This is a genomic window from Nocardia wallacei (assembly GCF_014466955.1).
Taxonomy (GTDB): domain Bacteria; phylum Actinomycetota; class Actinomycetes; order Mycobacteriales; family Mycobacteriaceae; genus Nocardia; species Nocardia wallacei.
This window is the reverse complement of sequence record NZ_AP023396.1, coordinates 3,014,904-3,031,510: the sequence shown is the minus strand read 5'-3', so window position 1 is coordinate 3,031,510 and position 16,607 is coordinate 3,014,904. Positions and strand designations below refer to the sequence as shown.

Here is a 16,607-nt window from a genome sequence, read left to right as displayed (position 1 = left end):
CCGGATCTAGTCGGTCTTCGCCTTCATCTCGTCCAGCGCGGCCAGGATCGGATAACCGCTCACGCTCAGCGCATTGCCGTGCCCGGTCTGATGCACGTCGAACACGGATTGAATGGCGGCGTAGAAACCCTGCACATCCAGCGTCTGATTGACCGCGCGCTTGGCCTGGCGCAGCCCGAACGGCGGCATCGTCGCGATCCGCGCGGCCAGCGCCCTGGTCTGCTCGTCGAGTTCCGCGCGCGGCACGACCTGGTTCACCATGCCGACCTGCCGGGCCTCCTCGGCGGTCACCGACCGCCCGGTGAACAGGATCTCCTTGGCCTTGCGCGGGCCGAGTTCCCAAGTGTGCCCGTGGTATTCGACGCCGCCGATGCCCATCATCACCACCGGGTCGGAGAATTTCGCGTCGTCGGCGGCCACGATCAGATCGCAGGGCCAGCACAGCAGCAGGCCACCCGCGATGCATCGGCCCTGCACCGCCGCGATCGACGGTTTCGGAATATTGCGCCAGCGCAGCGAATACTCCAGGTAGCGGCGCGCCTCGGTCTCGTAGATGAGTTGCAGGGTGATCTCGGTGATCTCCGCGCCGCCGGTGGCCCGCATATCGTGCCCGGAGGAGAAGTGCTTGCCTTCCGCGCGCAGCACGATCACCGACACGTCCTCGTCCTGCGCGGCGCGCACCCAGGCGGCGTCGAGTTCGTCCAGCAGCTCCCGGTTCTGCGCGTTGGCCGCTTCGGGCCGGTCGAGTGTGATGGTGGCGATCCGATCGGCGGCCTCGTAGCGGATGTACACGTCGAGCTCCTCAACTGGCGAAAACGCCGGGTCGGCAGGGCTGTGCGCCGGCCTCGGTCCACGGATGAGGCGAGAATAACATTCTCTTGTAGAGAAAGGTAAGTCTCCTATAGGGAGACCGCTTTGCTTCCGAACCAACGTTGAACATGACATTCTCCGGTACAGTGCATTCATGTTCTCTTCCAATGACCGAGAACCGGGGCACCGGTGACCACGCCGAGCGAGAAGCCCGCCTGGAAGCAGCGCGCCGTGGAGCGCTCGCTGCGCACCGCCAAGCTGCGCGCCGAGCAGCGCGTGCAGCGGTTCCTCGACGCCGCCCAGGCCATCATCACCGAGAAGGGCACCACCGACTTCACCGTGCAGGAGGTGGTGGATCGCTCGCGGCAGTCACTGCGCAGCTTCTACATGCAGTTCGACGGCAAACACGAACTGCTGCTCGCGCTGTTCGAGGATGCCCTCGGCCGCACCGCCGACCAGCTGCGCGCCACCGCCGACGGCCAGACCGATCCCCTCGAGAAGCTGCGGGTGGCCGTGGAGCTGCTCTTCGAACTGTGCCGCCCCGACCCCGCAGCCCGGCGGCCGTTGTTCACCGATTTCGCACCACAGCTGCTGATCTCCCATCCCGGGCACGTCAAGGTCGCGCACGTGCCGATGCTGTCGCTGTTCACCGAGCTGATGGACCAGGCGAAGGCCGCCGGCCGCCTGCGCGCGGACGTCAACTCCCGCCGGACGTCGGCCATGCTGATGCAGACGGTGATGTTCATCGCGCAGTCCGCCGGTTCCTCCGCCGGGGAGACCCAGCACCCCATCACCGCCGCCGAGGCATGGGACTTCTGCGCGCACGGCTTCGCGAGTCGCTGAGAATATGATTCTCGTGCTTGGAGAGTTTGACTTACACTCGGTGTATGCCCGATTTGTGGAGTGATCTCGTCAGCAGCCTCGACCTGAGCGCGGCATCGTTCACCGAGGACGCCGTATTCGAGGGCCGCAACCTGAACCTGGCCTACCACCGCGTGTTCGGCGGCCAGCTGCTCGCCCAGTTCGCGCGGGCGGCCACCGCGGGCGTCACGGACAAGTCGATCAAGTCGCTGCACGCGATCTTCGTGCGCGAGGGCAGCGCCGACGAACCGATCCACTACCGCGTGCACCGCCACCACGCCGGGCGTTCCTTCGCAACCGTGTCGGTGGTCGCCGAACAGTCCAAGGGTGTGGTGGCGACCGCCTCGGTCTCGCTGCACGCTCCGGAGCAGGGCCCGGACCGGCAGACCGTGCCCGCGGTCCCCGCGCTGCTGTCGGCCGAACACAAGGTGCAGTGGGATCTGCTGCCGTGGGAGACCCGAACCGCCATCGACCTCGAGGACTTCGGTTCCGCCCCAGCGGAATTCGAGTTCTGGATGCGCACCCCCGCGGTCGACGCCGCGCTCGCGCCCGCGCTCGCCGCCTACGCCACCGACCTCACGCTGATCGGCACCGCCCTGCTACCGCAGGAAGGATTCACCCAGAGCGGCAACGGCACGGCCTTCCTCTCCGCCGTCACCTCCCACACCCTCTGGTTCCACCGCGCCTTCCGCACCGACGACTGGCTGCTGTTCCGCCAGCACAGCCCGCTGCTCGCCCACGCCCGCGCCTACGGCCGCGGCGACATCCTCACCGAAGACGGCACTCTCGTCGCCTCCTACGCCCAGGAGGCCATGGTCCGCCTGCCCGAACGGTGAACGGCACCACCCGCACTCGCGAGATTCGTTCCCGTGCCGTGAACACGGCGACCGGACTCCGAGCCCGTGCCGTCGTACCGATCGCCGAAGAACTCCGCGGATTCGGCCGCGACCCCCGGCTGCTGCGGGCGCACACGTCGTGTTCGTAGGCGGCGGGGCGGTTTCGGCATCGCCGGGGTGGGCGGCGAGGGCCGTCATGCGTCGCGGATGCGGGAGTGGCCGTGGCTCAGGGCCTTCGCTCCGCTGGCAGGAGGGTTCGGGCGGCCTGGTAGGCGTCGCACTCGCCGGAGGCCACGGCGGCGGCGAGGCGGTCGAGGTCGGGGTGGGCGCGGAGGTGGGTTTGGGCGAGGGAGAGGATCTGGGCGCGGGCGCGGGCCGTGCGGCGTTGCGGGGTGTCGGCGCGGTGGTGGGCCTCGATGGCTTCGGCCAGCTCGGTGATGCGTTCGCCGCGTGCGGCGACCAGGGTGAGGATCGGGGCATCGGATTCGGCGCGCAGGTCGCGGACGGTCTGCTCGGCGCCCTCCCGGTCGGCCTTGTTCACCACCAGTAGGTCGGCGACTTCCAGCAGTCCGGCCTTGGCGGCCTGCACCGCGTCTCCCGCACCGGGATTCAGGATCACCAGGGTCGGGTCGGCGAGGGCGGCGATCTCGATCTCCGACTGCCCGACGCCCACCGTCTCCAGCAGCACGATGTCGTAGCCGAGGGCACCGAGCAGTTGGATCGCGGCAGGCACGGCGGCGGACAGCCCGCCGAGATGGCCGCGGGTCGCCAGCGATCGGATCAGCACGTCGGGGTCATCGATGTGCCGGGCCATCCGAATCCGGTCCCCCAGCAGCGCCCCGCCGCTATAGGGCGAGGACGGATCCACCGCGAGCACCGCGACTCGCAAACCCCGCTCCCGATAGACCCCCGCCAGCGCCGCGATGGTCGTCGACTTCCCCGCGCCCGGCGGCCCGGTCACCCCGACCACCCGCACCGGTACCGGGTCCAACGCCGCCTGCACCTCCCCGCGCCGCTGGCCCTCCACCAGACTGAGCAGCCGCCCCACCGCCCGCGCCGACCCCGAGCGCGCCTGCGCGAGCAACTCCGCCGCGGACGCACCCGCCACCCCGGCGCCGCCGAAACTCGCCGCACCGCGCCCGTTCCCGGCCCGCACTCCCGAGTCGGACCGCGCAGATTCGGCGCTCACGCAGCGGGCACCTCGATGACCGTCGCCGAACCCATCCCGCCGCCCGCGCACATCGCGGCGATGCCGAAACCGCCACCGCGGCGGCGCAATTCGTGCACGAGGGTGACGATCATCCGTGCTCCGGTGGCGGCCACCGGGTGCCCCAGCGAGCAGCCGCTGCCGCTCACGTTCACGATGTCCGGATTCAGGTCGAGTGCGCGGATGGCCGCGATCGGCACCGATGCGAAAGCCTCGTTGATCTCGATCACCCGCACCGACGACAGCGAGATACCGGCCCGGGACACGGCCCGCGTGATCGCCTCGATCGGGGCCAGGCCGGTCTCGGCCGGATCGACGCCCACCGACGCCCACGATCGGATGTAGGCCAGCGCGGGCAGCCCGAGCCGGTCGCTGGCGACGGCCAGCGCGGCGGCGCCGTCGTTGGCGCCACAGGCATTGCCCGCGGTGATGGAGAAGCCCTCGATCTCCGGGTGCAGGACCTTCAGCCCGGCCAGTTTCTCCAGCGAGGTGTCGCGGCGGGGATGCTCGTCGGTGTCGAACAGGCCGTGCGGCGTCTCGATCGGCACGATTTCCTCCTTGAAGCGTCCCTCGTCGATGGCCGCGACGGCGTTGCGGTGCGAGCGCAGCGCCCACGCGTCGAGTTCCGCGCGCGTGAGACCCGCGCGCACCGCCGCGTTCCAGCCCACGGTGATGGACATGTCCATGGCGGGGGCGTCCGGGCGGTCGGGGTGACTCGGCGACACCCACGGGTCGATCCACTCGTCCGGCCCGACCTGGAACCTGGCACGCGGTGCGGTGGAATCGGAATTGACCCCGCCCGCGATGACGAGTTCGTCCATCCCCGCCCGGATTCCGGCCGCGGCGGTCTGCACCGCGGACATACCCGCCGCGCAGTGTCGATTCAGCGCCAGGCCCGGCACCCCGGTCAGCCCGGCGGTGACGGCGGCGTGCCGGGCGACCACGCCGCCGCCGTACCTGCCCTCCCCCACGACGACGTCATCGATGCGCGTGGCGTCCAGGCCCTCGGCGGCCGCGCTCACCACATGGTGGGCCAGATCGAAGGCGTTGGTGTCGCGCAGGGTCCCCTTCCGGGCGGTACCGATGGGCGTGCGCAGCGCGGAGACGATGACGGCTTCAGGCATTTCGGTGGCTCCAATTCGGCGGCGGGTAGCGAAACCCGAGAGAATGCTATTTTCTCAATAGGAGAGCCGTAGTTGCAAGATAGGATTATCACATGCAGATAAGTGGAAGCTCCGCCCTCGTAGTCGGCGGCACCGGTGGCCTGGGCGAGGCCACGGTGCGACGCCTGCACGCCGCCGGGGCGAAGGTGGTGGTCGCCGACGTCGCCGACGAGAAGGGCCGACAGCTGGAGACCGAGCTGGGTATCCGCTACGTGCACACCGACGCCACCGACGAGGATTCGGTGCTCGCCGCCGTCGCGGAGGCGGAATCCCTCGGCCCGCTGCGCATCTCGGTCGACACGCACGGCGGCCCGGCGACGGGCGGCAGGCTGGTCGGCAAGGACGGCTCGCCGCTGCCGCTCGAGGGTTTCCGCACCACGATCGAGTTCTATCTGACCGCGGTGTTCAACGTGCTGCGCCTGACGGCCGCCGCGATCGCCAAGACCGAGCCGCTGGCGGAGGGCGCCCGCGGGGTGATCGTGAACACCGCCTCCATCGCCGCGTTCGAGGGCCAGACCGGCCAGATCCCCTATTCGGCGGCCAAGGGCGGCGTGGTCGGCATGACCCTGGTCGCGGCCCGCGACCTGTCGCCGCTGGGCATCCGGGTGGTGACGATCGCGCCCGGCACAGTGAACACCCCCGCCTACGGCCAGGCGGCCGACAAACTCGAGGCCTACTGGGCCCCGCAGGTGCCCTTCCCCAAGCGCATGGGCCGCTCGAAGGAGTACGCCGAGCTGGCCACCTCGATCATCGAGAACGACTACCTCAACGGCGAGGTCATCCGGCTCGACGGCGCACTCCGCTTCCCCCCCAAGTAATTCCGCGCCTCCGGACACGTCCGCCGCACGGGTACGGCACTCGGCACAGCTGCGGAGTCCCCGGAGCAACGGCGGGGTCCCGGAACGACGCGCGGTTCCGGGACCTTCCCGCGTGGATTACTCCTTACCCGCGGTCAGCTTGCCGATCACCGCCCGGAAGTCCTCGGTCTGGAACGACAGGTCCTCAGCGGTCGTGGCGAAGTCCAAGGTCGCCAGCACCGCCCGTTCCAGGTGCAGATTCAGCAGCCGCTTGGTGCTCTCCACCGCTTGCCGAGGCAGCTCGAGGATGCGTTTCGCACACGCCAGCGCTTCGGACAGCGGGTCGGCGACCACATGGTTCACCAGGCCCATCTCCCGCGCCCGCGCGGCCTCGATCTTCGCGCCGGTGAGCGCGTACTCCTTGGCCAGCAGCAGGCTGGTGTGCAGCGGCCAGGTCAGTGGGCCACCGTCGGCGGCGACCAGGCCCACCTGAACATGCGGGTCCTTCAGATACGCCGTCTCGGCGATGTAGGCGATGTCGCTCAGCGCGACCAGGCTGCAGCCCAGCCCGACGGCCGGTCCGTTCACCGCCGCTATCACCGGCACCCGGCACCGCGCCATGCCGAGCACGATGTCGCGGCCGTGCGCGATCGTCTTCGCCCGCAGCTGCGAATCCCGGCTCAGCTCGGCCAGATACGCGAAATCGCCCCCGGCGGAGAATGCCCTGCCCGCTCCGGTGAGCACCGCGACGCGGGCCTCGCGGTCGTCGCCGAGCCGCGGCCACAGCCGCGCCAGGCCGGTGTGCAGGTCGTCGTTCACGGCGTTGAGCGCGTCCGGCCGATTCAGGGTGATGATCCGGATCGGGCCGTCGGACTGGACGTCGACGACGTCCGGCAGGTCGTACATGGTCAGACTCCTAGTCCCAGGATGCGGGCGGCGATGATGTTCTTCTGGATCTGCGAGGTGCCGCCCATGACGCTCTGCGCGCGGCTGTAGAAGTAGCTGCCGAGCAGCTCCGGGTCGGCGGTGCCGGTGACCGCCAGGGCGGCGTGGCCAACCGACTGGTCCACCCAGGTCATGAGGAGTTTGTCCAGGGAGCCGTCGGGGCCGTGCACCACGCCGTCCAGTTGCTCGGACAGCCGCCGGCGCACGTGCAGCCGCAACATCTCGGTCTGCACGGCCGCCCACGCCAGATCGTCCGGCGGGGGGCCGTCGAGCCGGGCGGCCAACTGCCGCACCAGTTTTCCGTAACGGGCCGCGTAGCCCAGGGTGGCGGGCTCGCGCTCGTGCCCGACGACGGTCATGGCGAGTTTCCAGCCGTCACCGGGCGCGCCGACCATCCGATCGGCGGGCACCCGCGCGCCGTCGAAGCGCACCTGCCCGAATTCACGGGTGACGCCGCTGATCATGCGCAGCGGCCGCTGCTCGACGCCGGGCTGCTTCATAACGATGATGAACGCCGAGATACCTTTGTGCCGTGGCGCTTCCGGATCGGTGCGGGCCAGCAGCAGGCACCAGTCCGCCACGTCGGAGTAGCTGGTCCAGATCTTGTGGCCGTGCACCACGTAGTCGTCGCCGTCGCGGGTGGCCGTGGTCGTCAGCGACGCCAGGTCCGAGCCCGCGCCGGGTTCGCTGAAGCCCTGGCACCAGCGCTCGGTGCCGTTGATCATGCCGGGCAGGAACCGTCGCTGCAGTTCCTTGCTGCCGTGCCGGCCCAGGCCCTGCACCAGGTAGCCGAGACTGGGCCGCGGCGGGGCACCGGCGATGGCCAGTTCCTCGTCCACGATCACGTCGTACACCGGCGGAAGTTCGTGCCCGCCGAACTCTTTCGGCCAGGACGAGCCGAAGAAGCCCGCCGCGTACAACGCCTGATGCCATTCGCCCTGCCGCGCCCAGTATTCGTCACCGGAGGTGGGGAACCGGCCCGCCGTCTCGGCCAGCCAGGCGCGCAGCCGCGCCCGGAACTCGGCCTCCTGCGGGGAATCACGAAAGTCCAAGATCGATCTCCTTCAGACGGGCGGGGAACAGCTCGGTCGAGACCAGCGCCCGCCGCAGATACACGTGCGCGAGGCAGTCCCAGGTGTTGCCGATGCCGCCGTGCACCTGGATCGACGCCTCGCAGACCGCGCGGGCCATCCGCGCGGTGTAGACCTTCGCGACCCGCGCGGCCCGCAACGCCCCGGCGGGGTCCAATTCGTCGACCGCCCATGCCGCGTGCCGCAGCACGCTGATCGCGCCCTCGATCAGGGCCTGGTTCTCGGCGAGCAGATGCGCCACCGCCTGATACGAGCCGATGGTGGCGCCGTACTGTTCGCGGACCTTGGCGTAGTCGACGGCGAGGTGCTGCGCGCCGCGGGCGGCACCGAGCAGGTCGGCCGTGGTCACGGTGACGGCCAGGGCATGCCAGCGAGTGGCGTCGTCGGCCGCGAGTTCGGCGACGGTCTCCGATTCGACGGTGAGCGCGGCCGTCTGCCGGGTCAGGTCGGTCCCGGGCAGCGCCGCACCGACGGCAGCGGTCCGGATCCGGGTGCCGTCCACGATCACCGCATGATCGCTGCCCCGCGAGTCGATCGCCCGACCGCCGACGGCGAGGGTCCAGCCGCGCCCCTCGCCGGACCGCCCCGGCAGCCCGTCGACCAGCGCAGGACCGAGGAAGGCGACGTCGACCAGCCCACGGCCGAATTCCTCGGCCACGATCGCCATCTCGACCCCGGACGCGCCGTCGCTGCGCAGCTCGCGCCAGCCCGCCGTCGCGACCGCCCGCTCCAGCCGCGCCCGACGGGTCTCGTCATCGAGGCCGGCGACCGCGCCGGGGCCCAGGTCGTCGGCCAATTTGGCGGCGGCGTCGCGCAATTGGCGCTGTTCGCTGGTCAGACGGACATCCATGGCGCTCCTCGGGGAGATCGGCTCGGGAACATGTTTGAGAGATCTCGTCTCATAGGTGAGAATATAATTCTCATAGTACTAGAATCTACCTACCAGGAGGATGCGGTTCATGGCGAGACCCTCGATGTTCCAGTCGGCGACCGTGACCCGGATCGTCAAGGAGAGCGTGGACGCCCGCACGTTCGTGCTCGCCCCGCACGACGGGCCGATCACCTACCGCGCCGGGCAGTTCTGCACCTTCCGGGTGCCCGTGGACGGCACCGCGCTCTTCCGCTCCTATTCCATGTCCAGTGCGCCGGAGACCGACGACGAGCTGATGACGACGGTCAAACGCGTTCCGGGCGGCAAGGTGTCGAACTGGATGCTGGACAACCTCGCCGAGGGCGACGTGATCCAGATGTCCGGTGCGGCGGGCCGGTTCTGCCTGCGCGAGACCGAGGTGCCGCTGCTCGGGTTCAGCGGCGGCAGCGGGATCACTCCGATCATGTCGCTGACCAAGTGCGCCCTGGCCACCACCGCGCGGCGCGTCCGGCTGCTGTGCGCCGACCGCGACGCCGATTCGATGATCTTCGAGACGACCCTGGCCGAGCTGGCGCGGCAGTACCCGGGCCGGCTGGAGGTGGTCCGGCACCTCGACGCGGATCGCGGCTTCCTCGACGCCGCGGCCGTCCGCGCCTTCGTCGCCGACGACGCCCACGCCGACGCCTACATCTGCGGCCCGGAACCGTTCATGGAGATGGTCGAGCTGGCGGTGCCGGGCCCCGGCCTGGTGTACAGCGAGCGCTTCGGCGCACCGCCGCCGCTTCCGGAGGGCGAAACACCCCAGCAGGCCGCCGCCGCGAATCCTCCTGCTGCCGAACAGGTCTCGCCCGCCGAGGCGGGCACCGTGACGATCAAACTGAACCGCAGGAAGAACAACGTCCCTCGCAAGGACGGCGAAACCCTCCTGGAAAGCGCCCGCCGCGCCGGCCTGGCGCCTCCCTTCTCCTGCGAACAGGGCAATTGCGCCACCTGCATAGCCAAGGTCACCGAGGGCAGCGCCACCCTCCGCCAGAACAACGCCCTCACCGACGACGAACTGGCCGAAGGCTACGTCCTCACCTGCCAGGCCGTCCCCGACACCGACTCCATCACGGTGAACTACGACGAGTAGCCATCCGCCCGGCCGGCCCCCACCACCACGGGAAGGAGGGCCGGGCCGCGTTCAGCGTCCGTGCTCGCCGAGCTCTGGCGGCGGGCCGTACTCGGGTTCGTAGCCCGCGACGCGAATCGGGTTGCCTACCAGGCGGTATCCGCCCGCGGTGATCACGGCCTCCGGGCTGGTGTCGAGGGCGTCGGGCAGGTCGCGCACGGCGGCGGCGGGGATGCCGAGGGGGCGCAGGCGGGCTTCCCAGCGGGTCGCGGTGTCGGCGGCGAGGGCGGTGGTGACGGCGGCCAGGACTTCGTCGCGACGCGACACCCGATCGGCCATCAGCTCGAAGCCCGCCACTCCGGCCTCGGCGGCGAAGGTCTTCCAGAAGCCGTCATGCGTGACGAACAGCGCCAGAAACCCTGCGGCAGTCGGAAATATCTGGGCGGGAACGTAATACGAGTGCGCGCCGAAGGGACGCCGCTGCGGCCGCTTGCCGTCGTTGAGGTAGGCGGCGGCGTGATAGTTCAGCTGCGAGAGCATCACCTCGTACAGCGAGACGTCGATCTGCCCGCCGCGGCCGGAGACGATCTGCGCGAGCAGGCCCAGCGCCGCGGTGAGCCCGGTCGAGTTGTCCGCCGACGAGTACCCCGGCAGCGTCGGCGGCCCCGCGGGATCGCCGGTGAGCGCGGCGATTCCGGCCGCCGCCTGGATCACGTAGTCGAACGCCGGATCGTCGCCGCCGTGCAGACCGTAGCCGGTGATGGCGACACAGACGATCCGTTCGTTGTATCGCCGCAACGCGTCATAGGTGAGCCCGAGCCGCCGGATCGCCGACGGCTTCAAGTTCACCAGCAGCGCATGCGATCGCGCCACCAACTCGCCCAGCCGCGATCGCCCCGGCTCGCTGTCCAACTCGATGCGGATGCTGCGCTTGCCGCGATTGAGGCTCGCGAAATAGCTGTCGCTCACCTTGCGGGAGATATCCCCGCCCGCCGGTTCCAGCTTGGTGACCTCCGCACCCAGATCGGCGAGCATCATGGTCGCGTACGGCCCGGCCAGCATGGTGCCGACCTCGAGTATCCGCACCCCGGCCAGCGGGCCGGAGCCGGTCCCGCCGTGCCGCTCCCGATCGGTTCCGGGCATGTCCGACCCCACAGCTCCTCCTTCACCGCCATCCGGATGCGGCGCGGCATCCGCACGGTCCGGCCATGGTTAAGCTTGTGGCTCAACGCAGTTCGTGCGCCAAGCCCGCGATCAGTTCCCGGGTGCGCCGCTTGGACGCCACGAGCTCGTCGCGGTTGTCGCCGATCGGCAGCAGCCGCACCGAGATGTCGGTGGCGCCCGCGTCGGCATAGCGCCGCAGCCCGGCCGCGATCTCGGTCTCACTGCCGGCCAGACACAGGTCACCGATGTCGCGGGCGTCGCCCTGCTCGAGCAGCCGCTGATAGTTCGGCGACACCTCGGCCTCGCCGAGAATGCGGTTCGCTCGCGCCCGCGCCTCGTCCACCCGCCCCGGCTCGCACAGGCACACCGGTAGTCCGGCGACCACCCGCGGCGCCCGACGGCCCGCGTCGGCGGCCGCCTTGGTGATCTTCGGGACCACGTGCTCGGAGATGGCGCGCTCGTCGGCCATCCACAGCACGGTGCCGTCGGCCTGCTCCCCCGCGATGCGCAACATCACCGGGCCCAGGGCGGCCACCAGCACCGGCACCGGGCCCACCGGCCCCAGGTCGAGCGGATTGTGCACCGTGAACGTCGCATTCTCCACGTCCACCGACCCCGGACCGGTCAGCCCGGCGCGCAGCACCTCGAGATAGTCGCGGGTGTAGGCGGCGGGCTTGTCGTAGGGCAGGCCCAGCATGTCGCGGACGATCCAGTGATGGGAGGGCCCGACGCCCAGCGCCAGCCGTCCCCCGGTAGCCGCCTGCGCCGAAAGCGCCTGGCGCGCGAGTGCTATCGGATGTTGCGCCTGCAACGGCACCACGGCGGTGCCCAACTCGATGCGCGAGGTGCGCAGCCCCATCGCCGCGATCGTGATCAAGGCGTCGAAATCGGTGGGTATCTGCGGGATCCAGGCCGTCGACAGCCCCGCCGACTCGGCCCACTCGATATCGCGGAGCATCCGGTCCAGCTTGCGCGCGGAGTCCCCCTTCTCCGGCCCGATCATCACTCCGATGCGCACATGTCCTCCAGATCGCGTAGATGCCTGTTGCGCCCGGACATGGCGCCGCGGCGGTCGGCTCGCGGCACCGGGCCGCGAAATACGTTGCGCAGGTGGCAGTTCCGGCTACGCCTCGGACCGCCCCCGCTCACGGCGCGGCGCTCCCGGTGAGGGCGCGAATCTCGCCGACGAGCGTCTCCAGCGGGGTGCTCGTCGGAAAGACGGCTGCCGCACCGCATTCCAGCAACTTCGGCACATCGGCCTGCGGTATGGTGCCGCCCACGACGACGGCGATGTCGGCGGCCCCGGCGGCGCGCAGCGCGTCCACCACCCGTGTGGTCAGCGCGAGGTGCGCGCCGGAGAGGATGCTCAGGCCCACCACGGCCACGTCCTCCTGCAGCGCGATCGACACGATGTCCTCCACGCGCTGCCGAATTCCGGTGTATACCACCTCGAATCCGGCATCGCGCAGGGTACGGGCCACGATCTTGGCGCCGCGGTCGTGCCCGTCGAGCCCGGGCTTGGCCACCAGCACGCGGGCGGGCGCGGTCATCAGAACACCACCGGCTGCTGGAATTCGCCCCACACCGATTTCAGCGCCGCGGTGATCTCGCCGACCGTGCAGTAGGCGTTGGCGCAGTCGATCAGATGATGCATCAGATTGGCGTCTCCCTCCGCGGCCCGCGACAGGTCGGCGAGCGCCGCGCGCACCGCCGCCGAATCACGATCCGCCTTCACCCGGGCCAGGCGTTTGAGCTGGCGCTCCCGGCCGTCCGCGTCGAGTTCGTAGGTGCCGATGTCGGGTGCGGGCTCATCGGAGACGAAGCGGTTCACCCCGACCACCGGGTGCTCCCCGGATTCCACCGCCTGATGCAACCGATACGCCTCGTCGGCGATCAGGCCCTGCAGATAACCGTCCTCGATGCAGCGCACCATGCCACCGTGCTGCTCCAGATCGTGCATGATCGCGATGATCTCGGCCTCGGTGGCATCGGTGAGACTCTCGACGAAGTAGGAGCCGCCGAGCGGATCGGCCACCCGGGTCACCCCGGTCTCGTAGGCGAGGATCTGCTGGGTGCGCAGCGCCAGGGTCGCCGACTCCTCGCTCGGCAGCGCGAACGGCTCGTCCCACGCGGCGGTGAACATCGACTGCACCCCGCCGAGCACCGCGGCCATCGCCTCGTAGGCCACCCGCACCAGATTGTTCTGCGCCTGCGGCGCATACAGCGACGCGCCACCGGCGACGCAACCGAACCGGAACATCGACGCCTTGTCGGTAGCCGCGCCGTAGCGCTCGCGCACGATGGTGGCCCAACGACGCCGTCCCGCACGGTATTTCGCGACCTCCTCGAAGAAATCACCGTGGGTGTAGAAGAAGAACGAGATCTGCGGGGCGAACTGGTCGATCGTCATCCGGCCGCGCGCGATCACGGTGTCGCAGTAGGTGACTCCGTCGGCGAGGGTGAACGCCATCTCCTGCACCGCGTTCGCGCCCGCGTCGCGGAAGTGCGCGCCCGCCACCGAGATCGCGTTGAACCGCGGCACCTCGGCCGCGCAGAACTCGATGGTGTCGGCGATCAGCCGCAGCGACGGCTCCGGCGGCCAGATCCAGGTGCCGCGCGAGGCGTACTCCTTGAGAATGTCGTTCTGGATCGTCCCGGTGAGTTTCGCCCGGGGCACGCCCTTCTTCTCCGCGGCGGCCACATAGAACGCCAGCAGGATCGCGGCCGTGCCGTTGATGGTGAAGCTGGTGCTGATCTTGTCCAGCGGGATGCCGTCGAACAGCACCTCGGCGTCGGCGAGCGTGTCGACGGCGACGCCGACGCGGCCGACCTCCTCGCTCACCTCGGGATCGTCGGAGTCGTAACCACACTGGGTGGGCAGGTCCAGCGCCACCGACAGGCCGGTACCGCCCTGTTCGAGCAGGTAGCGGTAGCGCTGATTGGACTCCTCCGCGGTACCGAACCCCGAGTACTGGCGGAACGTCCACAGCCGCCCCCGGTATCCGGTCGCGAAGTTGCCGCGGGTGAAGGGATAGGCACCCGGGGCGGGCGGGTCGCCGCGCCGATGGTCCGGCCCGTAGACCGGATCCAGCGGGATGCCGGACGAGGTGTGCACTTGGTTTTCCATCATCGAATATGCTACTTCCGCAAACGGAGAATGCCAATACCATTTAGAGCGAATGCCTGCTCAACGGCAGGTTCCGGCCCCGAGGAGTGCCATGTCCGACCAGCAACAGCCGCTGACCGATCGCACGATGGTGATATCCGGCGCCAGCCGCGGTATCGGGCTGGCGATCGCGCTCGCCGCGGCCCGGCGCGGCGCGAACGTCGTCCTGCTCGCCAAGACCGCCGAACCCCATCCGCGCCTGCCCGGCACCGTGCACACCGCCGCCGCGGAGGTGGAGGCCGCGGGCGGGCGAGCGGCCGCGGTGGTCGGCGACGTGCGCGACGAGGCCGACGTGCGGCGGGTGGTGGACACGGCGGTGGAGCGCTTCGGCGGCATCGACGTGTGCGTGAACAACGCCAGTGCCATCGCCACCGAACCGACGGAACGTCTGTCCCCCAAGAAGTTCGACCTCATGCAGGACATCAACCTGCGCGGCACCTTCCTGCTCACCCAGGCCTGCCTGCCGCATCTGCGCCATGCGCCGAACCCGCACGTGCTGACCATCGCGCCGCCGGTGAACCTGAAGCCGCGCTGGCTCGGCGCGCATCCCGCCTACACCCTGTCCAAGTACGGGATGACGCTGCTCTCGCAGGGCTGGTCGGCCGAATTCGCCGATGCCGGAATAGCTTTCAACTGCCTGTGGCCGGAGACCTACATCGCCACCTCGGCCGTCGCCAATCTGCGCGACGGCGAACAGCAGCTCGCCTCGGCCCGCAGTCCCGAGATCATGGCCGACGCCGCGGTCGCGATCGTCACGCAGCCGGCCGAGCGGGTCACCGGTGCCTGCTTCCTCGACGTGGACGCCCTGTCCCGGTACGCCGGCGTCGCCGACTTCACCCGTTACGGCGGTGGGAAGAATCCGACCCGCGACCTGTTCCTCGACTGACGTCGCACGGGCGGGGCACCGGCTGGGTCTGCTGCGCGTCGGTGTCCGGCCTCGATCTCGCGGGCCGATCCGAACCCCTCATCCCGCAGCGAGGCGCCGGAGTGCCTGCGGGTGGATGGGTCGTTCGGTCGCGGACAGCGGACGCGCGGACCCGCCGCGCCGGACGGCCACGATCTCCGCGGCGATGGACACCGCCGTCTCCTCCGGCGTCTGGCCGCCGAGTTCCAGGCCGATCGGCGAATGCAGCAGGGCCAGCCGGTCATCGGTGAGCCCGGCGGCGCGCAGTTGCGCCCGGCGCTCCCGGTCGGCGCGGCGCGAACCCATCGCCCCCACATACGCCACCGGCAGCCGCAGGGCGGTACTCAGCACGGGCACATCGAATTTCGGGTCGTGAGTCAGCACGCAGATCACCGTCCGCCCATCGACCGGCGTCGCGGCGAGGTAGCGATGCGGCCAGTCACGCACCACCTCATCGGCGGCCGGCACCCGCGCCCGATCGGCGAACGCGGGCCGCGGCTCACACACGGTGACGCGATAACCCAGCAACTTCCCCACCCGGCACAGCGCGACAGCGAAATCGGTGGCACCGAACACGATCATCCGCGGCGGCGGCGCGAAAGAATCGACGAAAACCCTCCGCTCCCGATCCGCGCACCCCACCACCCGCACCCCACTCACCCCGCTCTCCAGCATCGCCCACCCCTCCCGCAACACCGCCGCATCCACCACCGCTCCCACAACCTCCCCATCACAGTCAGCTCCCCCACCACCAGCCGCCTCTCCCACACCACAACCGGCCACCCCAGCCCCACCACGTTCGATGACATTCCCCGCACCGTCCCTGATCACCTCGCCTGCATGATCGCCAAGCGCGCCTCCACCACCTCCGGCCGACCTACCCGCACCACCGGTTCTCACCTCTTCCGCACCACCGCCGGCCTTCTCTCCCACACCCCGCCTGCTCGTCTCATTCGCACCACCGCCGACAACCTCCTGCGCACCGTCGCTTGGCGCCCCTCCGGCACCACCATGAAACGCATCTCCCGCACTCCGGTGGGCCGCCGACTGCGCAGCATCCACGACAGTGCTTCGGGCGCCGATGCCGGTGCGGGAGCGCAGGGTCGTGACCGCCCCGGTGTCCAGGTCCCGCACGACAGCTGCGATGTGCTCGGAGTCCAGTGCTGCTTCGATCGCCGGGTAGGACTCGGGGGTGATGCGGTGGACGAAGACATCGAGTTCGCCGCCGCAGGTCAGGCCGACCGCGAAGGCGTCGTCGGCGCTGAAGCCGAAGGTGCGGCGAGCGGGGGCGCCCGACGACAGGACCTCTCGGCACAGCTCGTAGACCGCGCCTTCGACGCAGCCGCCCGAGAGACTGCCGCGGACATTGCCCGACTCGTCCACCGCCATGGTCGCGCCGAGCGGGCGGGGCGCGCTGCCGTTCACCCCGACGATGGTGGCGAGGGCATAGACGGTGTTCGCGGCGTGCCAGCGCAGCAGCTCCGCGGCGAGTTCGCGCACGGTGACCTCCCGGCGATCGACGGCCGCCCGGCGGTGCGGCCCGCTCCGCCATCGAATGCGGGCGACCCGGGCTCGATCCTGGGCGAGAATGCTATTCTCATCATATTCTAGCGTCATACTCATATTCGACATATATGACATTGACACTGCGGGAACGCTGATGCTAGACACATGCTCAGCA

Annotated in this window: 15 protein-coding genes and 2 pseudogenes; 5 read left to right on the top strand and 12 right to left on the bottom strand. The window is 70.0% G+C overall.

All coding sequences use genetic code 11. The features are described from left to right. Nucleotides 1-6 precede the first annotated feature (6 nt). Nucleotides 7-792 carry an enoyl-CoA hydratase gene (locus NWFMUON74_RS13845; RefSeq protein WP_187688200.1) on the bottom strand — a complete coding sequence of 262 codons (786 nt, stop codon included), beginning with the start codon at nucleotides 790-792 and terminating at the stop codon, nucleotides 7-9. Between the two features lie 207 nt (nucleotides 793-999). Between NWFMUON74_RS13845 and NWFMUON74_RS13840 the strand changes: the two genes are divergently transcribed. Next, on the top strand, nucleotides 1,000-1,653 hold the full coding sequence (locus NWFMUON74_RS13840) for a TetR/AcrR family transcriptional regulator (RefSeq protein WP_187688199.1): 654 nt from the start codon (nucleotides 1,000-1,002) through the stop codon (nucleotides 1,651-1,653). Between the two features lie 44 nt (nucleotides 1,654-1,697). Next, nucleotides 1,698-2,507, top strand: a complete 810-nt coding sequence (locus tag NWFMUON74_RS13835; RefSeq protein WP_187688198.1) for an acyl-CoA thioesterase — start codon at nucleotides 1,698-1,700, stop codon at nucleotides 2,505-2,507. 226 nt (nucleotides 2,508-2,733) lie between these two features. On the opposite strand, the gene meaB is transcribed toward NWFMUON74_RS13835, so the two are convergent. Next, nucleotides 2,734-3,615, bottom strand: a complete 882-nt coding sequence (meaB, locus tag NWFMUON74_RS13830) for a methylmalonyl Co-A mutase-associated GTPase MeaB (protein ID WP_187689142.1) — start codon at nucleotides 3,613-3,615, stop codon at nucleotides 2,734-2,736. A gap of 77 nt (nucleotides 3,616-3,692) precedes the next feature. Continuing rightward, a complete protein-coding gene (locus NWFMUON74_RS13825; protein ID WP_187688197.1) occupies nucleotides 3,693-4,838 on the bottom strand; it encodes a thiolase family protein in 1,146 nt (381 codons plus the stop codon). Nucleotides 4,839-4,930: 92 nt separating this feature from the next. On the opposite strand from NWFMUON74_RS13825, the gene NWFMUON74_RS13820 reads away from it, so the two are divergent. After that, complete coding sequence (locus NWFMUON74_RS13820; RefSeq protein ID WP_187688196.1) at nucleotides 4,931-5,695, top strand: SDR family NAD(P)-dependent oxidoreductase; 765 nt, start codon at nucleotides 4,931-4,933, stop codon at nucleotides 5,693-5,695. Nucleotides 5,696-5,812: 117 nt separating this feature from the next. Here the strand turns inward: NWFMUON74_RS13820 and NWFMUON74_RS13815 are convergent, their stop codons facing one another. Genes NWFMUON74_RS13815 through NWFMUON74_RS13805 form a run of 3 tightly spaced genes read right to left on the bottom strand, consistent with a single transcriptional unit; the run spans nucleotide 5,813 to nucleotide 8,560 of the window. Continuing rightward, entirely contained in the window at nucleotides 5,813-6,580 is a 768-nt protein-coding gene (locus NWFMUON74_RS13815) for an enoyl-CoA hydratase/isomerase family protein (protein WP_187688195.1), read from the bottom strand. Between the two features lie 2 nt (nucleotides 6,581-6,582). Then, a complete protein-coding gene (locus NWFMUON74_RS13810) occupies nucleotides 6,583-7,671 on the bottom strand; it encodes an acyl-CoA dehydrogenase family protein (RefSeq protein WP_187688194.1) in 1,089 nt (362 codons plus the stop codon). Next, entirely contained in the window at nucleotides 7,658-8,560 is a 903-nt protein-coding gene (locus tag NWFMUON74_RS13805) for an acyl-CoA dehydrogenase family protein (RefSeq protein ID WP_187688193.1), read from the bottom strand. The genes NWFMUON74_RS13810 and NWFMUON74_RS13805 overlap by 14 nt, the downstream gene beginning before the upstream one ends. A gap of 109 nt (nucleotides 8,561-8,669) precedes the next feature. Here NWFMUON74_RS13805 and NWFMUON74_RS13800 point away from each other — a divergent pair, with 109 nt between their 5' ends. Then, nucleotides 8,670-9,713 (top strand): ferredoxin--NADP reductase, encoded by a 1,044-nt coding sequence (locus tag NWFMUON74_RS13800; protein WP_187688192.1) that lies wholly within the window; start codon nucleotides 8,670-8,672, stop codon nucleotides 9,711-9,713. 51 nt (nucleotides 9,714-9,764) lie between these two features. Here the strand turns inward: NWFMUON74_RS13800 and NWFMUON74_RS13795 are convergent, their stop codons facing one another. From NWFMUON74_RS13795 to NWFMUON74_RS13780, 4 genes are all read right to left on the bottom strand, one after another. After that, the gene (locus NWFMUON74_RS13795) at nucleotides 9,765-10,835 is read right to left on the bottom strand and encodes a CaiB/BaiF CoA transferase family protein (protein WP_187689141.1); all 1,071 of its coding nucleotides are present in this window, start codon (nucleotides 10,833-10,835) and stop codon (nucleotides 9,765-9,767) included. 82 nt (nucleotides 10,836-10,917) lie between these two features. Then, on the bottom strand, nucleotides 10,918-11,874 hold the full coding sequence (locus NWFMUON74_RS13790) for an LLM class F420-dependent oxidoreductase (RefSeq protein ID WP_187688191.1): 957 nt from the start codon (nucleotides 11,872-11,874) through the stop codon (nucleotides 10,918-10,920). Nucleotides 11,875-12,001: 127 nt separating this feature from the next. Then, on the bottom strand, nucleotides 12,002-12,406 hold the full coding sequence (locus NWFMUON74_RS13785; RefSeq protein ID WP_187688190.1) for a cobalamin B12-binding domain-containing protein: 405 nt from the start codon (nucleotides 12,404-12,406) through the stop codon (nucleotides 12,002-12,004). Continuing rightward, nucleotides 12,406-13,983 carry a methylmalonyl-CoA mutase family protein gene (locus NWFMUON74_RS13780; RefSeq protein WP_187689140.1) on the bottom strand — a complete coding sequence of 526 codons (1,578 nt, stop codon included), beginning with the start codon at nucleotides 13,981-13,983 and terminating at the stop codon, nucleotides 12,406-12,408. The genes NWFMUON74_RS13785 and NWFMUON74_RS13780 overlap by 1 nt, the downstream gene beginning before the upstream one ends. A gap of 91 nt (nucleotides 13,984-14,074) precedes the next feature. On the opposite strand from NWFMUON74_RS13780, the gene NWFMUON74_RS13775 reads away from it, so the two are divergent. Next, nucleotides 14,075-14,908: an SDR family oxidoreductase gene (locus NWFMUON74_RS13775; protein ID WP_232111011.1), complete on the top strand. Its 834-nt coding sequence runs from the start codon at nucleotides 14,075-14,077 to the stop codon at nucleotides 14,906-14,908. A 78-nt stretch (nucleotides 14,909-14,986) separates the two neighbouring features. On the opposite strand, the pseudogene NWFMUON74_RS36725 reads toward NWFMUON74_RS13775, so the two are convergent. Beyond that, nucleotides 14,987-15,655 (bottom strand): annotated as a pseudogene (locus NWFMUON74_RS36725) (XdhC family protein); the annotation flags it as partial. 549 nt (nucleotides 15,656-16,204) lie between these two features. Beyond that, a pseudogene (locus tag NWFMUON74_RS36065) lies at nucleotides 16,205-16,543 on the bottom strand (XdhC family protein); the annotation flags it as partial. Between the last annotated feature and the right edge of the window lie 64 nt (nucleotides 16,544-16,607).